The organism is Nonomuraea sp. NPDC003754 (assembly GCF_053605785.1).
In genome coordinates, this window is sequence record NZ_JBSGJX010000017.1 from 142,535 (window position 1) to 159,367 (window position 16,833).

General features: G+C 71.2%; 19 protein-coding genes. 9 read left to right on the forward strand and 10 right to left on the reverse strand.

The features are described from left to right. Positions 1-32 precede the first annotated feature (32 nt). Positions 33-476 (forward strand): hypothetical protein, encoded by a 444-nt coding sequence (locus ACWEVS_RS22400; protein WP_449921287.1) that lies wholly within the window; start codon positions 33-35, stop codon positions 474-476. A gap of 31 nt (positions 477-507) precedes the next feature. Here ACWEVS_RS22400 and ACWEVS_RS22405 read toward each other — a convergent pair whose 3' ends face one another. The 7 genes from ACWEVS_RS22405 to ACWEVS_RS22435 are packed head-to-tail and all read right to left on the reverse strand — an operon-like array spanning position 508 to position 6,077. Then, positions 508-1,608 (reverse strand): hypothetical protein, encoded by a 1,101-nt coding sequence (locus tag ACWEVS_RS22405; RefSeq protein WP_449921289.1) that lies wholly within the window; start codon positions 1,606-1,608, stop codon positions 508-510. Positions 1,609-1,644: 36 nt separating this feature from the next. Continuing rightward, positions 1,645-2,337 (reverse strand): endonuclease/exonuclease/phosphatase family protein, encoded by a 693-nt coding sequence (locus tag ACWEVS_RS22410; protein ID WP_452412920.1) that lies wholly within the window; start codon positions 2,335-2,337, stop codon positions 1,645-1,647. 9 nt (positions 2,338-2,346) lie between these two features. Next, the gene (locus ACWEVS_RS22415; protein ID WP_449921293.1) at positions 2,347-3,279 is read right to left on the reverse strand and encodes an ROK family glucokinase; all 933 of its coding nucleotides are present in this window, start codon (positions 3,277-3,279) and stop codon (positions 2,347-2,349) included. Positions 3,280-3,308: 29 nt separating this feature from the next. Next, complete coding sequence (locus tag ACWEVS_RS22420) at positions 3,309-3,698, reverse strand: DUF5304 family protein (RefSeq protein ID WP_449921294.1); 390 nt, start codon at positions 3,696-3,698, stop codon at positions 3,309-3,311. After that, the gene (locus tag ACWEVS_RS22425) at positions 3,691-4,854 is read right to left on the reverse strand and encodes an ArsA family ATPase (RefSeq protein WP_452553096.1); all 1,164 of its coding nucleotides are present in this window, start codon (positions 4,852-4,854) and stop codon (positions 3,691-3,693) included. Before ACWEVS_RS22425 ends, ACWEVS_RS22420 begins: the two co-directional genes overlap by 8 nt. Then, entirely contained in the window at positions 4,851-5,288 is a 438-nt protein-coding gene (locus tag ACWEVS_RS22430) for an SRPBCC family protein (protein ID WP_354919355.1), read from the reverse strand. The genes ACWEVS_RS22425 and ACWEVS_RS22430 overlap by 4 nt, the downstream gene beginning before the upstream one ends. 21 nt (positions 5,289-5,309) lie before the next feature. Beyond that, complete coding sequence (locus ACWEVS_RS22435; RefSeq protein ID WP_354919357.1) at positions 5,310-6,077, reverse strand: metallophosphoesterase family protein; 768 nt, start codon at positions 6,075-6,077, stop codon at positions 5,310-5,312. Positions 6,078-6,245: 168 nt separating this feature from the next. Here ACWEVS_RS22435 and ACWEVS_RS22440 point away from each other — a divergent pair, with 168 nt between their 5' ends. Beyond that, positions 6,246-7,997 carry an AMP-dependent synthetase/ligase gene (locus ACWEVS_RS22440; protein WP_452553098.1) on the forward strand — a complete coding sequence of 584 codons (1,752 nt, stop codon included), beginning with the start codon at positions 6,246-6,248 and terminating at the stop codon, positions 7,995-7,997. A 10-nt stretch (positions 7,998-8,007) separates the two neighbouring features. On the opposite strand, the gene ACWEVS_RS22445 is transcribed toward ACWEVS_RS22440, so the two are convergent. Next, on the reverse strand, positions 8,008-9,225 hold the full coding sequence (locus ACWEVS_RS22445; protein ID WP_449921304.1) for an FAD-dependent oxidoreductase: 1,218 nt from the start codon (positions 9,223-9,225) through the stop codon (positions 8,008-8,010). Next, complete coding sequence (locus tag ACWEVS_RS22450) at positions 9,212-9,817, reverse strand: PadR family transcriptional regulator (protein WP_449921307.1); 606 nt, start codon at positions 9,815-9,817, stop codon at positions 9,212-9,214. Before ACWEVS_RS22450 ends, ACWEVS_RS22445 begins: the two co-directional genes overlap by 14 nt. A gap of 168 nt (positions 9,818-9,985) precedes the next feature. Here ACWEVS_RS22450 and ACWEVS_RS22455 point away from each other — a divergent pair, with 168 nt between their 5' ends. The 7 genes from ACWEVS_RS22455 (at position 9,986) to ACWEVS_RS22485 (ending at position 15,704) form a co-directional block, all read left to right on the forward strand. Then, on the forward strand, positions 9,986-11,275 hold the full coding sequence (locus ACWEVS_RS22455) for an ABC transporter substrate-binding protein (RefSeq protein WP_354919369.1): 1,290 nt from the start codon (positions 9,986-9,988) through the stop codon (positions 11,273-11,275). After that, the gene (locus ACWEVS_RS22460) at positions 11,275-12,141 is read left to right on the forward strand and encodes a carbohydrate ABC transporter permease (protein WP_449921309.1); all 867 of its coding nucleotides are present in this window, start codon (positions 11,275-11,277) and stop codon (positions 12,139-12,141) included. Before ACWEVS_RS22455 ends, ACWEVS_RS22460 begins: the two co-directional genes overlap by 1 nt. Beyond that, positions 12,138-13,052, forward strand: coding sequence for a carbohydrate ABC transporter permease (locus ACWEVS_RS22465; protein WP_452553100.1), 915 nt, complete (start codon positions 12,138-12,140; stop codon positions 13,050-13,052). The genes ACWEVS_RS22460 and ACWEVS_RS22465 overlap by 4 nt, the downstream gene beginning before the upstream one ends. Positions 13,053-13,125: 73 nt before the next feature. After that, a complete protein-coding gene (locus ACWEVS_RS22470; RefSeq protein WP_452553102.1) occupies positions 13,126-14,004 on the forward strand; it encodes an NAD-dependent epimerase/dehydratase family protein in 879 nt (292 codons plus the stop codon). Positions 14,005-14,051: 47 nt separating this feature from the next. After that, a complete protein-coding gene (locus ACWEVS_RS22475; RefSeq protein WP_452553105.1) occupies positions 14,052-14,624 on the forward strand; it encodes a toxin-antitoxin system HicB family antitoxin in 573 nt (190 codons plus the stop codon). Positions 14,625-14,659: 35 nt separating this feature from the next. Next, on the forward strand, positions 14,660-15,454 hold the full coding sequence (locus ACWEVS_RS22480) for a DUF4097 family beta strand repeat-containing protein (RefSeq protein ID WP_452553106.1): 795 nt from the start codon (positions 14,660-14,662) through the stop codon (positions 15,452-15,454). Between the two features lie 46 nt (positions 15,455-15,500). Then, positions 15,501-15,704: a hypothetical protein gene (locus tag ACWEVS_RS22485; protein WP_449921316.1), complete on the forward strand. Its 204-nt coding sequence runs from the start codon at positions 15,501-15,503 to the stop codon at positions 15,702-15,704. A 32-nt stretch (positions 15,705-15,736) separates the two neighbouring features. On the opposite strand, the gene ACWEVS_RS22490 is transcribed toward ACWEVS_RS22485, so the two are convergent. Further along, positions 15,737-16,825 carry a glycosyltransferase family 4 protein gene (locus ACWEVS_RS22490; protein ID WP_452553108.1) on the reverse strand — a complete coding sequence of 363 codons (1,089 nt, stop codon included), beginning with the start codon at positions 16,823-16,825 and terminating at the stop codon, positions 15,737-15,739. Positions 16,826-16,833: the final 8 nt, after the last annotated feature.

The window sequence follows — 16,833 nt, forward strand, 5'->3', positions numbered from 1 at the left end:
GGGACAAGTGCGATCTTCGTGAAGGATGTGACGTGACGCCGCAGAGTGACGAGGACGAGGTCTGGCGTCAGATCGTCGCGTCCTACAACGAGCCGGACTCGGCCGAGCAGCCGTGGCCCGACAGCGAGAACCTGTCCCCCGCCGATCACGAGCCCGAGCCCACCCGCAGGGTGATCAAGGCCTCCGAGCCGGACGACGACCAGACGCCCCTGGAGGAGGACGACGACGAGGGCCACTTCGTGCCCGAGCCGCCCCCTCCGCTGCCCAAGATCGACCTGGCCACCAAGCTCGCGTGGGTGGCCCTGTTCGGCGGCCCCGCCTACCTGCTGGTGGCGGCCATGAGCGGCTGGGACATGCAGGGGTGGGCGCTGTTCACCGCGGTGGCCGCCTTCATCGGCGGCTTCGTGGCGCTCGTGGTGCGCATGGGTGACGGCCCGCCCAACGACTCCGGCTGGGACGACGGCGCGGTCGTCTGACCGCCGGGAGCACGCGCCGCGGCGGTCGCGGTCAGCGGTCCGCCGAGCGCGCGAAGGACTCCACGATGTCGGTGTAGCGTTCGGCCGCGTCGACGACGTGGCCGACGGCCCAGACCGCGCCCTTGCCCGGCAGGTAGGTCACCGCCTGCAGCCTGACGCTGCCCCTGACCTTCTCGGGGCCGCCGCGGATGACCTCCCACCGCTTCTTCTCCCTGCGCAGCAGGTACGCCTCGTCGTCGTGGTCGGGGTCGTAGCCGGAGACCCAGAAACGGCCCTTGCCGTCCCCGGTGACGCCGTACAGCCTGGCGCGTGACTCCGGCAGGTCGGCGCGGCTCCAGCGCTTGCCGTTCCAGACCAGCGCGAGCGGCTCGGACACGCCCAGCTCACCGTAGACGCCGCCCACCGCCACCGCCCGCTTGGCGCTGTCGACGTAGACGTCGCGCAGGTAGCCGCCGGGGACGGAGGGCAGCGGCATCCGGGTCCACTTGCCCTCGGCGTAGCGCATGATCAGCGGCGCCTTGCCGGTGTCGCCGACGGCGAAGGTGCCGGCGACCGCGTAGAGGGTGCCGTCCTCCTCGCTCTGGTGCAGCGTCCACCTGCCGTCCTGCCCGGTCAGCAGCAGCGCCTTGCCGTCGCGGCTGCCCGCGGCGACGACCCGGCCGGCGCGGGCGTCGATGCCGCCGAACCAGTCGCCCGCCCGCACGCCGGGCACCCTGACCCTGTCGAAGCCGCCGGCGTCACCCCTGCCCAGGTACGGCAGGCCGTCGTGGCCGTCGCCCACCGTCCAGACCTGGCCCGCGGAGACGGCCGACACGCTGCGCAGTTGCCCTGTGCCCGTCGTGTCGCGGATGGGCACCTCGCTCCACGTCTTGCCGTTCCACCGGCTGATGGAGCCGCGGTTCTCCCACACGTCCCAGATCTGCTGCTGGCCGACCGCCCACACCTCGGTCGCGGAGACCGCGTCCACGTCGGTCAGCGTGCTGTCGGCCCGCAGGTGCACGCTCGTCGAGCGCTGCCACGCCTCGATCGGCGTGCTGGCGGGCTCGGCGTGCGCGGCGCCCACGACGGGCAGTCCGGAGACGATGGTTGCCACGCACAGGAACAGCGCACGCCGCCGAAGGCGACGGGTCATGAGCAAATGGTACGGCCAGCGGCGCCGCGTCGCGGCCTAGGTCCGCACAAGCCTGGCGGCCACTGGCAGATGGTCGGTGGCCGCCATGAGGTCGCCGGGATCGGCGTCGACGCCACCGCACCAGGCGACCTCGAGGCCCTGAGCGGCGAAGATCGCGTCGATGCGCTTGCCGGGGCGCCTGGCCGTGAAGGTGAAACCATTACCTCGCGGCGCCCTCGGATAGCAGTCGCTCAGCCTGGCCGCGATGTAGCGCCAGGTGGCCTTGTCGTCCTGCTCGTTGATGTCGCCCGCGAGGACGATCGCGGCGCCGAACCTGGCCGCGACCTGCTCGATCATGGTGACGGCCTCCGTGGCGTGGTGGAGCCTGGCCGCCTCGTCGAGGTCGAGGTGGATCGAGCCGACGGCGAAGCGCGCGCCCTCCACCTCGACGACGGCGATGGCGACGGCTCTGATCTCCAAGCCTAAGAAGATCTTTAACACGTGGCTCTCGGTGTGCAGCAGCCGTACCCCGGGAGCGGTGAGGATGGCCACCCCGCCGAGCCTGCCGCCCGCGGCGACGCGCAACCCCGCCGACTCGGCCAGTTCCGCGCGCCGGCGCCGCCAGCACAGCAGCCGCGGCGCCTCCTGCACGCACAGCACGTCAGGACTCATCGCCTTGATGACCCTGGCAAGCGCGGCGACGTCATCCTTCATGCCGCGCACGTTGTAGGTGCCGACCGTGATGGTCACCCCGTGAATTTACCTCCTGCGGGCCAGATCCGCAGCGCCCACGAGCCCGGCCGACGCGCCGAGCCGGGCGAGCTTGATCTCGGCGACCGGCCGGTGGCCCCTGCCGGTCAGCGCGCGGGCGAACGTCTCGCGTGTCCTGTCGATGAACAGGTCGGCCGCCCGCGACACGCCGCCGCCGACGATGAAGAGCCCGGGGTCGAGCACGGCCGCGAGGTCGGCCATGCCCTGCGCCAGCCAGTCGGCCATGCTGGCGAAGGCGGCCAGCGAGGCCTCGTCACCCTGCCGGGCGGCCTCGGTGATCTCCTCGCCCTCGATCGTGTCGCCTACCATGCCGAGCAGGATCGAGGCCCGCTCCGGCTGGTTGGCGACGATCTCGCGGGTCTCGCGGACGAGCGCGTTGCCGCTGGCGTACTGCTCCCAGCAGCCGAGGTTGCCGCACCCGCAGAGCCTGCCCTCGGGCACCACCTGCATGTGGCCGAGCTCGGCGCCCATGCCCCACCGGCCGCGGTAGAGCTGGCCGTCGATGACGATGCCGCCGCCGATGCCGGTGCCGACGGTGACGCACACGATGTGGCTCTCGCCCCTGCCCGCGCCGAAGCGGGCCTCGCCCCACGCCATGGCGTTGGCGTCGTTCTCCACGACGACGGGCAGGCCGACGAGCTCGGTGATCTTCTTCTGGAGCGGCTCCTCGCGCCAGGCCAGGTTCGGCGCGAAGCGGACGATGGAGCGGGTCTCGTCGACGAAGCCCGCCGCGCCCACGCCGACCGCCTCGATCTCCTTGCCCTTCGACAGCTCCTTGACCACGTCGGCGACTGTCACGGCGAGCAGGTCGGGCCGGTCTGCCGCGGTGGGCCGCAAGGCGTTGTCGATGATGGTGCCGTTCTCGTCCACCACGCCCGCGGCGACCTTCGTCCCGCCGATGTCCACGCCGATCGTCAGCATGTCCGTCCCAACCTTTCCTCCGGAGCTCCTCAGCCCAGGTCGATGTGCTCCACGTCGTCGCGTCGCTCCTCACGGGGCCTGCGGGCGGTGCTCGGACGGCTCAGCGCGTCGACGGCCTGGCGGAAGGCGGCGAACAGCTCGCCACCGGCGGCCATCAGATGCCCTGTCACGTCCGACCCCGACTCCCGCTGCGCGGCGATGGCCCGGCAGAACGGGCACGCGCGGCAGATGTACTCGCCCTCGGGGTGTTCGGCGACCGCCTCACCCCACACGTCCCTGTCCCGGCTGCCGCCGCCGGTGAACGAGTTGATCACCGTCTTGCCGACCTGGCGGGTGGCTCTCCCCTGCAGCGCGTCGAACAGCTTGCGCGCTTCCTCGGCGACCGTGCCGATGGGATCTCTGTCGTTGCTCTCAGTCATCTCGCCCTCCTGCCAGGAACCGTACCCGCAGGCGGCCGTCGCGGAGCACGGCGCCGCCGATCTTCCTGCGCGCCAGCGCGGCGGGCAGCGCCAGGATCCTCCGGTACGGCCCGGCCGTGACGATCAGCTCGTCGCCCTTGCGGGCCAGGTCGATCTCGCTCCTGTCGGCTCCCGGCAGGGCGAGGGACAGCTCGTCGCCGTCGAAGGCGAGCGGCGGCTCGACGCCGGGATCGGCGAACGGATCGCTGCCGGCGTAAACGGACGCGCCCACCTCGGCCAGCGCGTCGGCGCCGACGGGCTCGCCCGGCAGGTAGGGGACGACGTGGACGGGCAGCGGGGCGAACGACTCCTCGGCCTCCGCCAGGAGCTTCGACTGGGCGATCACCCACTGGGTGCGCCACTCGTCGGCGTCCTCGGCGGGGAAGACGCGGTTGGCGATCACCGCGTCGACGCGGTAGCCGTACAGGTTGAGCGAGGTGAGGGTGCGCCTGGCCTCGGCCAGCACCACCGACTCGGGCGTCAGCACGAGGCGGACGGAGGCGGAGGGGCCGGTGAGCAGCCCGCGCACGTCCATGAGGCTGCGGTGCAGGCGCTCGGCCGCGCCGACGACCTCGTCGCCGGGGGTGCTGACGTGGGCGAGACCGCGCACGAACGGCGCGACGACCTTCATCAGCCTGCGTCCGACGGGCAGCAGCCGCGAGACGTGCCAGTCGAGCGCCTCGGGCAGGGACAGCAGGCGCAGCGTCTCGGCGGTCGGCGCGCAGTCGACGACGATGACGTCCCAGCGTCCCGACCGGGCCTGCTCGCGCAGCTCGAGCAGCGCGATGACCTCCTCGGCGCCCGGCAGGACGGTGATCTCCTCGGCGGTGATCTCGTCGAGGCCGAGCTCGGTGAACAGGCCCCTGGCGTAGTCCTGCAGCTCTCCCCAGTGGCGTTCGAGCGACTTCTGGGTGTCGACCTGGTGGAGGTGCAGGCCGGGCTCGATCTCCACCGGCTGGTCGGCCACGGTGACGGCGAGCGCGTCGGCCAGCGAGTGGGCGGTGTCGGTGGAGACGACCAGGGTCTTCAGCCCGCGCCGCGCGGCGAGCGTCGCGGTGGCCGCGGCCACCGTCGTCTTGCCGACGCCGCCCTTACCGGTGAAGAGCAGGACTCTCATCGGCCCTCGACACGCCTCTTCAGACCCTTGAGCGCCGTGTCGACGATGACCTTCTCCGCCTTGCGCTTGATCATGCCGATCATCGGGACCTTCAGGTCGACCGCGAGATCGTAGGTCACCTCGGTGCCACTGCCCCGATCGGCGAGGGTGTAACTCCCCCTCAGCTCGCGCACCATCGTGCCGGACTCGACGACCCGCCAGCTGACGCTGTCGTCGTCGTTCCACTCGTAGCCGAGGGTGTAGGTGTCGCTGATCACCCCCGCGTCGAGCACGAAGCGCACGGTCTGCGGGCGTCCGTCGCCGTCCGTGGTCAGGACCTCGGCCGACTTCACCTGACCCGCCCATTCGGGGTAGGCGGGGAAGTCGGCGACGACGGTCATCACGCTGGAGCGGTCGGCGTCGATGGTGATGCTCGACGTGGTGCGGTCAGCCATGCGACCAAGGTACCGGTCAGGTCACCATTCGAGGACGTAAGGGACGCCGTTTCCACGGAAGTGGCCGACGTTCACGCATTCGGTCCTGCCGATCCTGGTGCGCGCGTAGAGCGGCTGGTGCACGTGCCCGAACAGCGCGTAGCGCGGCTGGGTGCGCCTGATCGCCTCCAGCGTCGCCTCGCTGCCCCTCTCGTAGCGCCTGGCCACCACGTCGTAGAGCAGCTCGGGCACCGCGGGCGGGATGTGGCAGCACAGGACGTCCACCTCGCCGACCGCGGCCACCTTGGCGGCGAACTCCTCGTCGCTGATCTCGTACGGCGTGCGGTAGGGCGTGCGCAGCCCTCCCCCGACGAAGCCGAACGTGAGCCCGCCGATCTCCACGGTCTGCCCGTCGAGCACGGTCAGCCCCGGCCTGAGGTAGTCGCCCCACAGCCGGGGCAGGTCGACGTTGCCGTAGGTCAGGTAGGCCGGCGTCGGCATGGCCGCGAACAGCCGCGCGTACTGGTCCCTGACGATCCGCTCGATGTGATCGCGCGGATCGCCGTCGAGGCTCGCCCACAGCCGTCCTGACAGCTGCCTGGCCTCGTCGAACCGCTTGGCGGTGCGCAGCGCGATGAACTCGGCGGCCATCTCCGCGCCGAACAGCTCGGGGAAGATGCCCTGGGCGTGGTCGGCGTAGTCGATGAAGAGGATCAGGTCGCCCAGGCAGATCAGGGCGTCGGCGCCGTCGCCCGCGCGGGCCAGCGCGTCGACGCTTCCGTGGACATCGCTCACGACATGCACCCGCATACGGGACACCCTAGTGGCGCCCCTTCGCGGCTGGTGCGGCACTGCGCCCAACGGCTGCTAGCGTGATGAACGCCCTTGATAACGCCTATGTGACGAGGCTACCCACGCGTAACTTAACGCGGTAGCGTCCTCGGTCGTCCCAGAAGCGTGCACCCGGAGGAGTGATCCGTGCGCGAGTACAGCGTCCCCGTCCTGGTGGATGTTCCGCTAACCGCCAACTGCACCGACACGGTCTTCAGGCGCGGCGAGCAGGAGCCTGGGGCGGTCGTGATGCGCAGGAAGGCCGGCGAGAGCTGGCCGGCCGTCACCGCGGGCGAGTTCCGTGACGAGGTCGCCGCGCTGGCCAAGGGCCTCATCGCCGCGGGCGTCGAGCCCGGCGACCGCATCGCGCTGATGTCGCGCACCCGGTACGAGTGGACCGTCATCGACTACGCCATCTGGGCGGCCGGCGCGGTCAGCGTGCCCGTGTACGAGACCTCCGCCACCGACCAGGTCGCGTGGATCCTGTCCGACAGCGGCGCCAAGGCCGCCTTCGTCGAGCTCGACGCCCACGAGGAGACGGTCAAGGCGGCCCAGCCGGCGCTGGAGAACATCTGGCGGGTGACGGAGATCGGCGACCTGACCGGTCCCGGCGTCTCCGACGAGGAGCTGGAGGCGCGCCGTACCTCCCGGCGGGGCGGCGACCTGGCGACGATCATCTACACCTCCGGCACCACGGGCAGGCCGAAGGGCTGCCGGCTCACCCACGACAACCTGCTGTTCACCTCGATCAACGTGGCCAGGGGGCCGCTGGAGCCGCTCTTCGACGTGCCGGGCCGGGCGGCGCTGCTGTTCCTGCCGCTGGCGCACGTGTTCGCCAGGGTGATCCAGATCGTGCTCGTCGAGACCGGCACCGTGCTGGCCCACACGCCGAACATGAAGAACGTCGCGCCCGACCTGGCGGCCTTCCAGCCGACGTTCCTGCTCGGCGTGCCCAGGGTGTTCGAGAAGGTCTACAACGGCGCCGAGCAGAAGGCCATCGCGAGCGGCAAGGGCAGGATCTTCGCCCGCGCCGCCGACGTCGCCATCGCCTACAGCAAGGCCCGGTCCGCCGGCGGCGCGCCGCTCGGCCTGCGCCTGCGGCACCTGCTGTTCGACAGGCTGGTGTACGGCAAGCTCCGCCAGGCCACGGGCGGCCGGCTGTCGGCGGCCGTCTCCGGCGGCGGCGCGCTCGGCGAGCGGCTCGGTCACTTCTTCACCGGTGTCGGCATCGAGGTCTTCGAGGGGTACGGCCTGACCGAGACGACCGCGCCCGTCTCGGTCAACATGCCCGGCGCCAACAAGATCGGCACTGTGGGCAAGCCGATCCCGGGCGCCAGTGTCAGGATCGACGAGGACGGCGAGATCCTCACCAAGGGCCGCCACGTCTTCCACGGCTACTGGAACAACGACGAGGCCACCGCGGCGGCGGTCGACGCCGACGGCTGGTACCACACCGGCGACGTCGGCGAGCTCGACGGCGACGGGTACCTACGCATCACCGGGCGCAAGAAAGAGATCCTGGTCACGGCCGCGGGCAAGAACATCGCGCCCGCGCCGCTCGAGGACGCCATCAGGTCGCACCCGCTGATCTCCCAGGCGATGGTCGTCGGCGACGGCAGGCCGTTCGCCGCCGCCCTCGTCACGCTCGACCCCGAGGCGCTGGCGCAGCGCGGGCTGCCGGCCGGGCAGGCCGGGCAGGACGCCGCGGTGCTGGCGGAGGTGCAGTCGGCGGTCGACGCGGCCAACAGAAGCGTGTCGCGGGCGGAGCAGATCAAGAAGTTCGTCATCCTGGACGCGGACCTGACCGAGGAGAGCGGGCACCTGACGCCGACGCTCAAGGTCAAGCGGAACCTGGTGATGAAGGACTTCGCCGCCGAGATCGACGGCCTGTACGCCTAGCGACGGGGGCTCATCGCGCCGAGGTGGCCGAGGGGGCGCCGACGGGGGCGTCCCACTCGACGTGGTGGCGTTGCTCGACGCCGAGCGTCCGCTCCGGCTTCAGGAACGTCCGCGTCGCCAGCGGCATCATCAGCCTCATCATCGTGATGGCGAACGGCCCGAGCGCCTTGCTGTTGTTGGTCCTGGCGGCCCGCCTGGCGACCTTCTCGACGCGCTCGCGGCGCAGCCGTTCGTAGGCCGCGAAGGCGCGGGCGGGGTCGGGCAGGTCGCGCAGGCAGCGGGCGAGCTCGACCGCGCTCTCCGCCGCCAGTGACGCGCCCTGTCCCGAGCTGGGCGACGGCGCGTGGACGGAGTCGCCGACCAGCACCATCCTGTCGCTGTGCCAGCGCGGCACGCTCGGCATGATCTCGACCGTGCCCAGCGTGACCAGGTCCTCGGGCCTGGTGTGCCGCAGCAGCTCCGGGCCGGGCACGTCGCCCGCGTAGATCTCGCGCAGCCGGCGCAGCCACTCGTCCGCGGGCACGGCCCGCGCCTGGGCGGTGGTCATCGGCCTGTCGTGGGGGACGTTGGCGAACCAGGCGGTCCTGCCGTCGGGCTGGACCCAGTAGCCGAGGAAGCCGCGCCCGCCGAAGACGAAGTACGCGGCGTCGGGCCGGGCCGGTGGCGCGACGTCGGCCAGGCCGCCGAAGTTCAGCAGGGGGACGTGGCGCGGCTCGGGCGCGGCGGGGTCGATGAGCGTGCGGACGACGGAGCGGATGCCGTCCGCGCCGACGAGGATGTCGGCGCTCGCGCTCGTTCCGTCGGCGAAGTGCGCGGTGACGCCCGTGGCGCTCTCGTCGGCGCCGACCAGGCGCCTGCCGTAGGCGAAGGGGACGCCGGAGGCGACGGCGTGGGCGTGCACCGCCCGGTACAGGTCGCCGCGCCACATCGCCTGGCCGGGCTCGAGGTCGGCCAGGCCACGGAACTCGCCGATGAGCCTGCCCGCGCCGTCGGTGATCACCGTGTCCTTCACGGGCTGCCCGGTGGCCTTGACCGGCGTGTCCGCGCCGACGGCCCGTAAGGCGTCCAGCCCGTTCGGCGCGATGGTGAGCGTGCCGCCGATGCCGTCCGCGGTGCCCGCGTAGGCCTCGTGGACGGTCGCCTCGATGCCCGCGCGGCGCAGTGCCATCGCGGTCACGGGGCCCGCGATGCCGCCGCCGATCACCAGTGCCGTGCTAACCGCTGCCATGATGACTCCCGAAGATCGTGTGCCAGGTGGTGACGTAGTCGGGTTGCTGGAGCGCCTCGACGAGCCGGTCGACGAAGCGGAGCTCGGCCTCGATCACGGCGAGCCGGTAGTCCTCCTCGACGAGGAACACCCACGCGACGCCGCTCTCGGTGGCGGCGCGCACGCTCTCGCGGATCTCGCCGGCCTGCGCCTCGATCGCGGTGGCGCGCCGGCGCAGCAGGCCGGCCGCCTCGGCCGGATCGAGGACGCTCAGCAGGGAGAGCGCGACCCCGAAGTGCGGGTACTCCTCCGCCGGCTGGGCGACCAGCTCACGCAGCCAGTCGTAGAGCTCGCGCCGGCCGGGGTCGGTGAGCGCGTAGAGCGTGCGCTCGGGGCGTTCGGTGTCGCGCACGGTCTCCCGCTCGACGATGAGACCCGCCTTCGCCAGCTGCTTGACCACCATGTAGAGCGAGCCCCTGTTGTACTTGAAGCTGCGGTCCTTGTGGGTCTCCTGCAGCCGCCGCCCGAGTTCGTACGGATGCATCGGCTCCATCAGCAGGAACGCCAGCACCGCCAGGGCGAGCGGGTTGGACACCTTGCGCCGGTTCTCCACGCACATCTCCATAGTTGACATCAACTAGTTGACATCAACTATAGGCGCGGAAGTCGCCTCTGGGAAGCCCTCCGATCGTTAGGAAACCTACGTTGACATTCGTGCTGATTCTGTGGGAATTTGCGGAATATCGGGGGAATCTGAGGGTCGGCCAAGGAGGAACTCACCATGACCCAACGTCTGCCGATCACCCGCCGGAACCTGCTGCTCGGCGCAGCGGCCTTCGGAGTCCCCGCGATCCTCGCGGGATGCGGTGGAAACCCCAGCGATCAGCGCGCCCCCGGCGCGAGCGGTTCGGCGGCGCGCGGCACCGTCACCATCGGCTCCAACGCCTCCGACGAAATCCCCAAGAAGTCACTGGAAACCGTGATCAAGGCCTTCACGCAGGCCGACGTCAGAATCAACACGGTCGACCACAACACCTTCCAGGAGAACATCAACCGCTACCTCAAGGGCACGCCCGACGACGTGTTCACGTGGTTCGCGGGCTACCGCATGCAGTTCTTCGCCGAGCAGGGGCTGGCCACCGACATCTCCGACGTGTGGCAGGAGATCGGCGCCGACTACACCCCCGCCTTCAAGGCGGCCTCGACAGGCTCGGACGGCAAGCAGTACTTCGTCCCGTTCACCTACTACCCGTGGGCGGTCTTCTACCGCAAGAGCCTGTGGGAGGAGAAGGGCTACCAGCCACCCAAGACGCTGGACGAGTTAACCGCGCTGGCCAGGAAGATGAAGGCCGACGGGCTCATCCCCATCGCCTTCGCCGACAAGGACGGCTGGCCCGCGATGGGCACCTTCGACATCCTCAACATGCGGACCAACGGCTACGACTTCCACATCTCCCTGATGGCCGGCAAGGAGACGTGGACCGACCCGAAGGTCAGGCAGGTCTTCGACACCTGGCGGGGCCTGATGGAGTTCCACCAGCCCGCGGCGCTGGGCCGTACCTGGCAGGAGGCCGGGCAGTCGCTCGCCCAGAAGAAGACCGGCATGTACCTGCTGGGCATGTTCGTCGCCCAGCAGTTCCCCGAGGCCGACCGCGACGACATCGACTTCTTCACCTTCCCCGAGATCAACCCGCAGTTCGGCACCGACTCCATCGACGCGCCGATCGACGGCTACATGATCTCGGCCAAGGCCAAGAACGTGGACGGCGCCAAGACGCTGCTCAAGCACTTCGCGCAGGCCACCTCGCAGAACGCGGCCACCAAGCTCGACCCCGGCACACTGGCGGCCAGCTCCAAGGCCGACACCGGCGGCTACAGCGCGCTGCAGAAACGGGGTGCCGAGCTGGTCTCGCAGGCCAAGCACATCGCCCAGTTCCTCGACCGCGACACCCGGCCCGACTTCGCCTCGACCGTGATGATCCCGGCGCTGCAACGGTTCGTCGGCAAACCCGACGACATCGACTCCTTGCTGAAGGACATCGAGGCGCAGAAGCTCAACATCTTCCGTTGATGACCCGCCGATACTCCCCCAGGGACCTCGCTGTCCTGAGCCTGGGGCTCGGGACGGCCGTCCTGGTCAACGTGGCTCTCATCTGGGGACCCACGCTGGCCTCGATCGCGCTGTCGGGCACCGACTGGAACGGCATCTCCGAGCTGCGCTGGATCGGGACGCGCAACTACGGAGACCTGGCGGGCGAGTACCCGCCGTTCTGGTCCGCGGTCCGCAACAACGTGCTGTGGCTGGGCTTCCTCGGCCTGGTCGCCACCCCCTTCGGGCTGTTCTGCGCGGTGCTGCTCGACCGGCGGCTGCGGCTGTCGCGGGCCTACCAGAGCGCGCTCTACCTGCCCGTCGTCCTGTCCCTCGCCGTCGTCGGCTTCATCGCCCAGCTCGTCTACTCCTCCGACTACGGCGTGCTGAACGCGGTGACCGGGCTCACCACCGACTGGCTCGGCGACAGCGACATCAACATCTGGGTCGTCATGGTGGCCGCCGCCTGGCGGCACGTCGGCTACGTGATGATCATCTACCTGGCCGGGCTGAAGGCGGTCGACCCCGCGCTGAAGGAGGCCGCGGCGATCGACGGGGCCAACGAGGCGCAGTCGTTCTTCCGCGTGGTCTTCCCCACCCTGCGGCCGATCAACATCATCGTGCTGGTGATCACGGTCATCGAGGCGCTGCGCGCCTTCGACATCGTCTACGCCATCAACAAGGGCAGGAACGGGCTCGAACTGCTGTCGGTGCTGGTCACCGAGAACATCGTGGGCGAGGCGAGCAGGATCGGGTTCGGCTCGGCGATCGCGGTGATCCTGCTGGTGATCTCGATGGGGTTCATCGTCACCTACCTGACGCAGATGTTCAAGGAGGACCGCAGGTGACGCTGACCGCCTCCCGCCCCACCGCCGTCCAGCCGGCCCGGCCGCCGGCCAGACGCCCCTTCCGGCCGTCGCGCGTGGTGCTGCACGCCTTCCTCGTGGTCGTGTCGCTGGGCTGGCTGCTGCCGCTGCTGCTGGCCGTCTACGCCTCGCTGCGGCCGTACGAGGAGACGGCCGAGCTGGGCTACTTCTCGCTGCCCCGCACGCTCACCCTCGACTACTACACCCAGGCCTGGGCCCAGGCCGAGCTGCCCAAGTACTACCTCAACACGCTCATCGTCGTCGTGCCCGGCGTGATCCTCACCCTGCTGCTGGCCTCCTTCGCCGCCTTCGTGATCGCCCGGCTGCGCATCCCGGGGCGCAAGGTGCTGCTGGTGGTGTTCACGGCGGGCAACCTGCTGCCGCCGCAGGTGCTGATCACGCCGCTGTACACGCTGTACACGCTGGTCCCGCTGCCGTGGTGGCTGTCGGACTCGCTGTCGCTGTACGACTCCTACCTCGGGCTGATCCTCGTCCACGTGGCCTTCCAGTTCGGTTTCTGCGTGTTCGTGCTGGCCAACTTCATGCGGACGATCCCCGAGGAGATCTCCGAGGCGGCGCTGGTGGACGGGGCGAGCGTGTGGCGGCGCTACTGGCAGCTGACGTTGCCGCTGTGCCGTCCCGCGCTGGCGGCGCTGGCCACGCTGGAGTTCACGTGGATGTACAACGACTTCCTGTGGGCGCTGGTGCTGATGTCGTCGGGCGACAAGCTGCCGGTGACGTCGGCGCTGAACAACCTGCGCGGGCAGTTCTTCACCGACTACAACCTGCTGGCGGCCGGGTCGCTGCTGGTGGCGCTGCCGACGCTGATCGTCTTCCAGCTGGCGCACAAGCAGTTCATCTCCGGGCTCACGCTCGGCTCCACGAAGGGCTGACGCGCCTCCTCCCCCCGTCTTTCCCAGGGGGAGGCGCGCCGCCCGCCCGGCCGGGCCGTACGAAAGGAACGACGTGCGCGTCGCAGTCACAGGAGCCCACGGCAAGGTGGGGCGCGCCACCGTGCGCGCCCTCCAGGCGGCCGGACACGAGGTGACGGCGATCGACCTCACCCGTCCCGTCCACGAGCGCGCCGAGCCCGGTGCGCCCGCCTACCAGCAGGCCGACCTCACCGACGCCGGCCAGGCGTTCGCCGCCGTCAGGGGCGTCGAGGCGGTCGTGCACGCCGCCGCCATCCCCGATCCGCTGTCCAACCCGCCGCACGTGGTCTTCCACAACAACCTCATGGCGCTGTTCAACGTGCTGGAGGCGGCGATCGCCTGCGGCGCCGGACGGTTCGTGAACATCTCCAGCGAGACCGTGCCGGGCTTCTTCTTCCCCGACCGGCCCTTCCTGCCCGACTACGTCCCCGTCGACGAGGAGCATCCCGCCCGCCCGCAGGACCCCTACGCGCTGGCCAAGCACTTCGGCGAGCAGCTCATGGACGCCGCGGTGCGCCGCTGCGACCTGCGCTGCGTCCCGATCAGGCCGAGCTGGGTGCAGCACGAGGGCAACTACGAGCGCAATCTCGGCCCCGTCGTCAGGGACGCCGCGGCGGCCGGCGTCAGCCTGGGCGGCTACGTCGACGTCCACGACCTGGCCGACGCGATCGTGCTGGCCGTGGAGTGCTCGCTGCCGGGGCACGAGATCTTCTACATCGCCTCCCCCGACAACGCCGGCGGCCACGACCTGCGCGCGCTGGCCGCCCGGCTGTACGGCGACGCGGTCGAGGTGCGCCCGCACGACCGGGTGGACGCCTCGGCGATCTCGTGCGAGAAGGCGGTCAGGATGCTCGGCTGGAGGCCGAAGCGGTCGTGGCGCGACTACCTCGACGAGGACGGCCGCGCCCACTGACGTCACCCCCTCTTGTGTTGACGTCATGGTGATGCCATGATGACGTCATGGATCTGACGCACTACATCGAGAACCTGCGCCGCGAGTTCGGCGACGCGGCCGACGCCGCGGGGCCAGAGGCGCGGGCGATGGCCGACCGGCTCACCGGGCTGCTCGACTCTTCTCTGCGGCTCACGCTCATCGAGGTGCTCTCCGAGGCCGCCGACGAGCTGACGCGGGAGATCGAGCCCGGCGTCGTCGACGTGCGCATCCGCGGCAGGCAGCCGGAGTTCGTGGTCACCGTGCCGCCCGCCTGGCACGCGGGCACGCCCGCCGCTCCGCAGCCGCCCTTCCCGCCCGCCCCGGGGGCTGCCCCGCTGCCGCCCTTCCCGGCCGCTCCGGGGTTCCCGCCGGAGGCCGCCGAGCCGCCGACGCCGCCCGGCGAAGCCGACCAGGGCACCGCCCGGATGACGCTCCGGCTGCCGGAGGCGCTGAAGGCCCGCATCGAACGGGCCGCCGCCGCCTCGGGCGTCTCGGTCAACGCCTGGCTGGTCAGGGCGCTGTCCGGCGCCGTCGCCGAGCCCGCGCCCGGCACGCCGCCCCCCACGATCGGCCGCCGCATCAGCGGCTGGGTGAGCTGACCGCCGTCCTTCTCTCACACGTTTGGAGTTCCGTCATGCCCGTCTTCTCCACACCCGAGCCCGTCACCGCCCACGTCGACATCCCGGCCGGCCAGATCAGGATCAGCGCGAGCGACCGCGACGACACCCACGTCGAGATACGGCCGGCCGACCCCGGCAGCCCCACCGACATCGAGTACGCGCAGGACGTCGTCGTCGAGCACGCCGACGGGGTGATCACCGTCAAGGCCCCCGACCGGCAGCGGTTCAGGAGGGCGCCCGCACTCCACGTCTCCATCGCGCTGCCCTCACGCTCCAACCTGCGCGCCACGACCGCCTCCGCCGACGTCATCGCCACGGGCGAACTGCGGGAAGTGGCTGTCGACTGCGCCTCCGGTGACGTCACGGTGGCGCACGCGGTCGAACTCGGCGTCAAAAGCGCCTCCGGCGACGTCAGATGTGACGTCATCGAAAGCGACGCGATCGTCGACGCCACCTCAGGCAACGTGCGGCTCGGCACCGTCGGCGGCGGGATCTCCGTCGTCACCGCCTCCGGTGACACCGTCATCGGCCATGCGGGCGGCGACGTCGGCAGCCGCTCGGCCTCCGGCGACCTGGTCGTGGAGAGCGTCGCGCGCGGCAGGGTCGGCGCCGAGAGCGCCTCGGGAGACATCAGGATCGCGATCGCCGAGGGGTCGGCCGCCTGGCTCGAGGTGTCGTCGCTGTCCGGGCGCGTCCGGTCCGAGCTGCGGCAGTCGGAGCAGCCCGCCGAGGGCGTCGACAAGGTCGAGGTGCGGGCACGCACGCTGAGCGGCGACATCGCGATCGTCAGAGCCGCGGGCGCACGATGAACGACCGGATCGACCGGCCGGCGGCAGTGAAAACGGAGGACGCTCGATGAACGACCAGCTGAGCTACCTGTACACCCGGTCGGCGCACCGGGACCGCGTCGCCGCGGCGGAGCGCCTGGCCGCCTTACGACCGTGGCGGGCCGGCCGGGACGGCGGGCTGCGTCACACGCTCGCGCTCGGCCTGCACCGCCTGGCCGACTCCATCGACCCGTCCCGCCAGACCGGCGTCCATCCCGCCCCCTCGGCCTGACCCCCGCCCGGGGCACACGTCACAGGCCCGTGTCACAGGAGGGTGTGGAAACGGGCGGCGACGTGCTCCCAGTCCCACTCGCCCGACACCCACTCCCTGCCCCGCTCCCCCATCTTGCGCGCCCTTCCGGGATCGCCCAGCAGGTCGATCAGCGCGCCCGCCACCTCGTCCACCGACCTGCCGTCCACCACCAACCCCGTCTCGCCGTGCCGTACGGCGTCGGGGGCTCCGCCGGAGGCGCCCGCCACCACCGGCAGGCCGGTCGCCGACGCCTCGAGGAACACGATCCCCAGCCCCTCGACGTCGATCCCGCCCAGCCGGGTCCTGCACGGCATGGCGAACACGTCGCCCACCGCGTAGTACGAGGGCAGCTCGGCGGGGGGCACGACGCCGGTGAACCGTACGGACCCGCCGAGGGGTGCCGCCATGCGGGCCAGCCGCCGGTGGTACGGCCCGCCGCCCACGACGAGCAGCACCGCCGACGGGACCGCCCGCAGCACCAGCGGCCATGCCGTGATCAGCGTGTCCTGTCCCTTGCGCGGCACGAGCCTGGACACGCAGACCGCGACGGGCCTGCCGTCGAGCCCGAGTGACCGGCGCAGCGCCGCCGCCTCCACCGACGGGTGGAAGAGCGCCGGGTCGACGCCCGGCGTGAGCCGGACGAGCTTGGCGGCGGGCACCACCCCGACGAGCCGGGCGTGGGTGTAGGACCCGAGGTAGGTGACCACGTCCGCGTGGGCGCCGATCCGCCGCATGAGGGGGCGGAACAGCGGCGAGGACTCGTGCCCGTGGGTGAGCATGACGATCCTGCGCGCCCCCGCGGCGCGCAGGCGGGGGGCGAGAAGGCCGAGCGGGGCGGCCGCGCCGAAGACGACGGTGTCGACGCCGTGCGCGGTCACCAGCCTGGCCGCCGCGCGCGCCACCGCGGCCGTGGGCAGCATGAGGGAGGTGGGATGCCGGACGACCGGGTACGGCTGGCGCCCGTCGAACTCCTCCCAGCCGCGCCACCGCGAGGCATGGACGATCACGGAGGGGGTGCGCAGGGCCAGCCCGTGGACGAACGACTGGATACCGCCCGGCCTGGGCGGGAAGTCGTTGGTGACGATGAGCACCCTGGTCACGCCGCCAC

Coding starts and splice junctions, on each gene's coding strand:
- ACWEVS_RS22445 (WP_449921304.1), bottom strand. CDS start 9,225: ATGGCAGCGGTTAGCACGGCACTGGTGATCGGCGGCGGCATCGCGGGC.
- ACWEVS_RS22485 (WP_449921316.1), top strand. CDS start 15,501: ATGAACGACCAGCTGAGCTACCTGTACACCCGGTCGGCGCACCGGGAC.
- ACWEVS_RS22425 (WP_452553096.1), bottom strand. CDS start 4,854: ATGAGAGTCCTGCTCTTCACCGGTAAGGGCGGCGTCGGCAAGACGACG.
- ACWEVS_RS22435 (WP_354919357.1), bottom strand. CDS start 6,077: ATGCGGGTGCATGTCGTGAGCGATGTCCACGGAAGCGTCGACGCGCTG.
- ACWEVS_RS22460 (WP_449921309.1), top strand. CDS start 11,275: ATGACCCGCCGATACTCCCCCAGGGACCTCGCTGTCCTGAGCCTGGGG.
- ACWEVS_RS22480 (WP_452553106.1), top strand. CDS start 14,660: ATGCCCGTCTTCTCCACACCCGAGCCCGTCACCGCCCACGTCGACATC.
- ACWEVS_RS22405 (WP_449921289.1), bottom strand. CDS start 1,608: ATGACCCGTCGCCTTCGGCGGCGTGCGCTGTTCCTGTGCGTGGCAACC.
- ACWEVS_RS22420 (WP_449921294.1), bottom strand. CDS start 3,698: ATGACTGAGAGCAACGACAGAGATCCCATCGGCACGGTCGCCGAGGAA.
- ACWEVS_RS22415 (WP_449921293.1), bottom strand. CDS start 3,279: ATGCTGACGATCGGCGTGGACATCGGCGGGACGAAGGTCGCCGCGGGC.
- ACWEVS_RS22455 (WP_354919369.1), top strand. CDS start 9,986: ATGACCCAACGTCTGCCGATCACCCGCCGGAACCTGCTGCTCGGCGCA.
- ACWEVS_RS22430 (WP_354919355.1), bottom strand. CDS start 5,288: ATGGCTGACCGCACCACGTCGAGCATCACCATCGACGCCGACCGCTCC.
- ACWEVS_RS22475 (WP_452553105.1), top strand. CDS start 14,052: ATGGATCTGACGCACTACATCGAGAACCTGCGCCGCGAGTTCGGCGAC.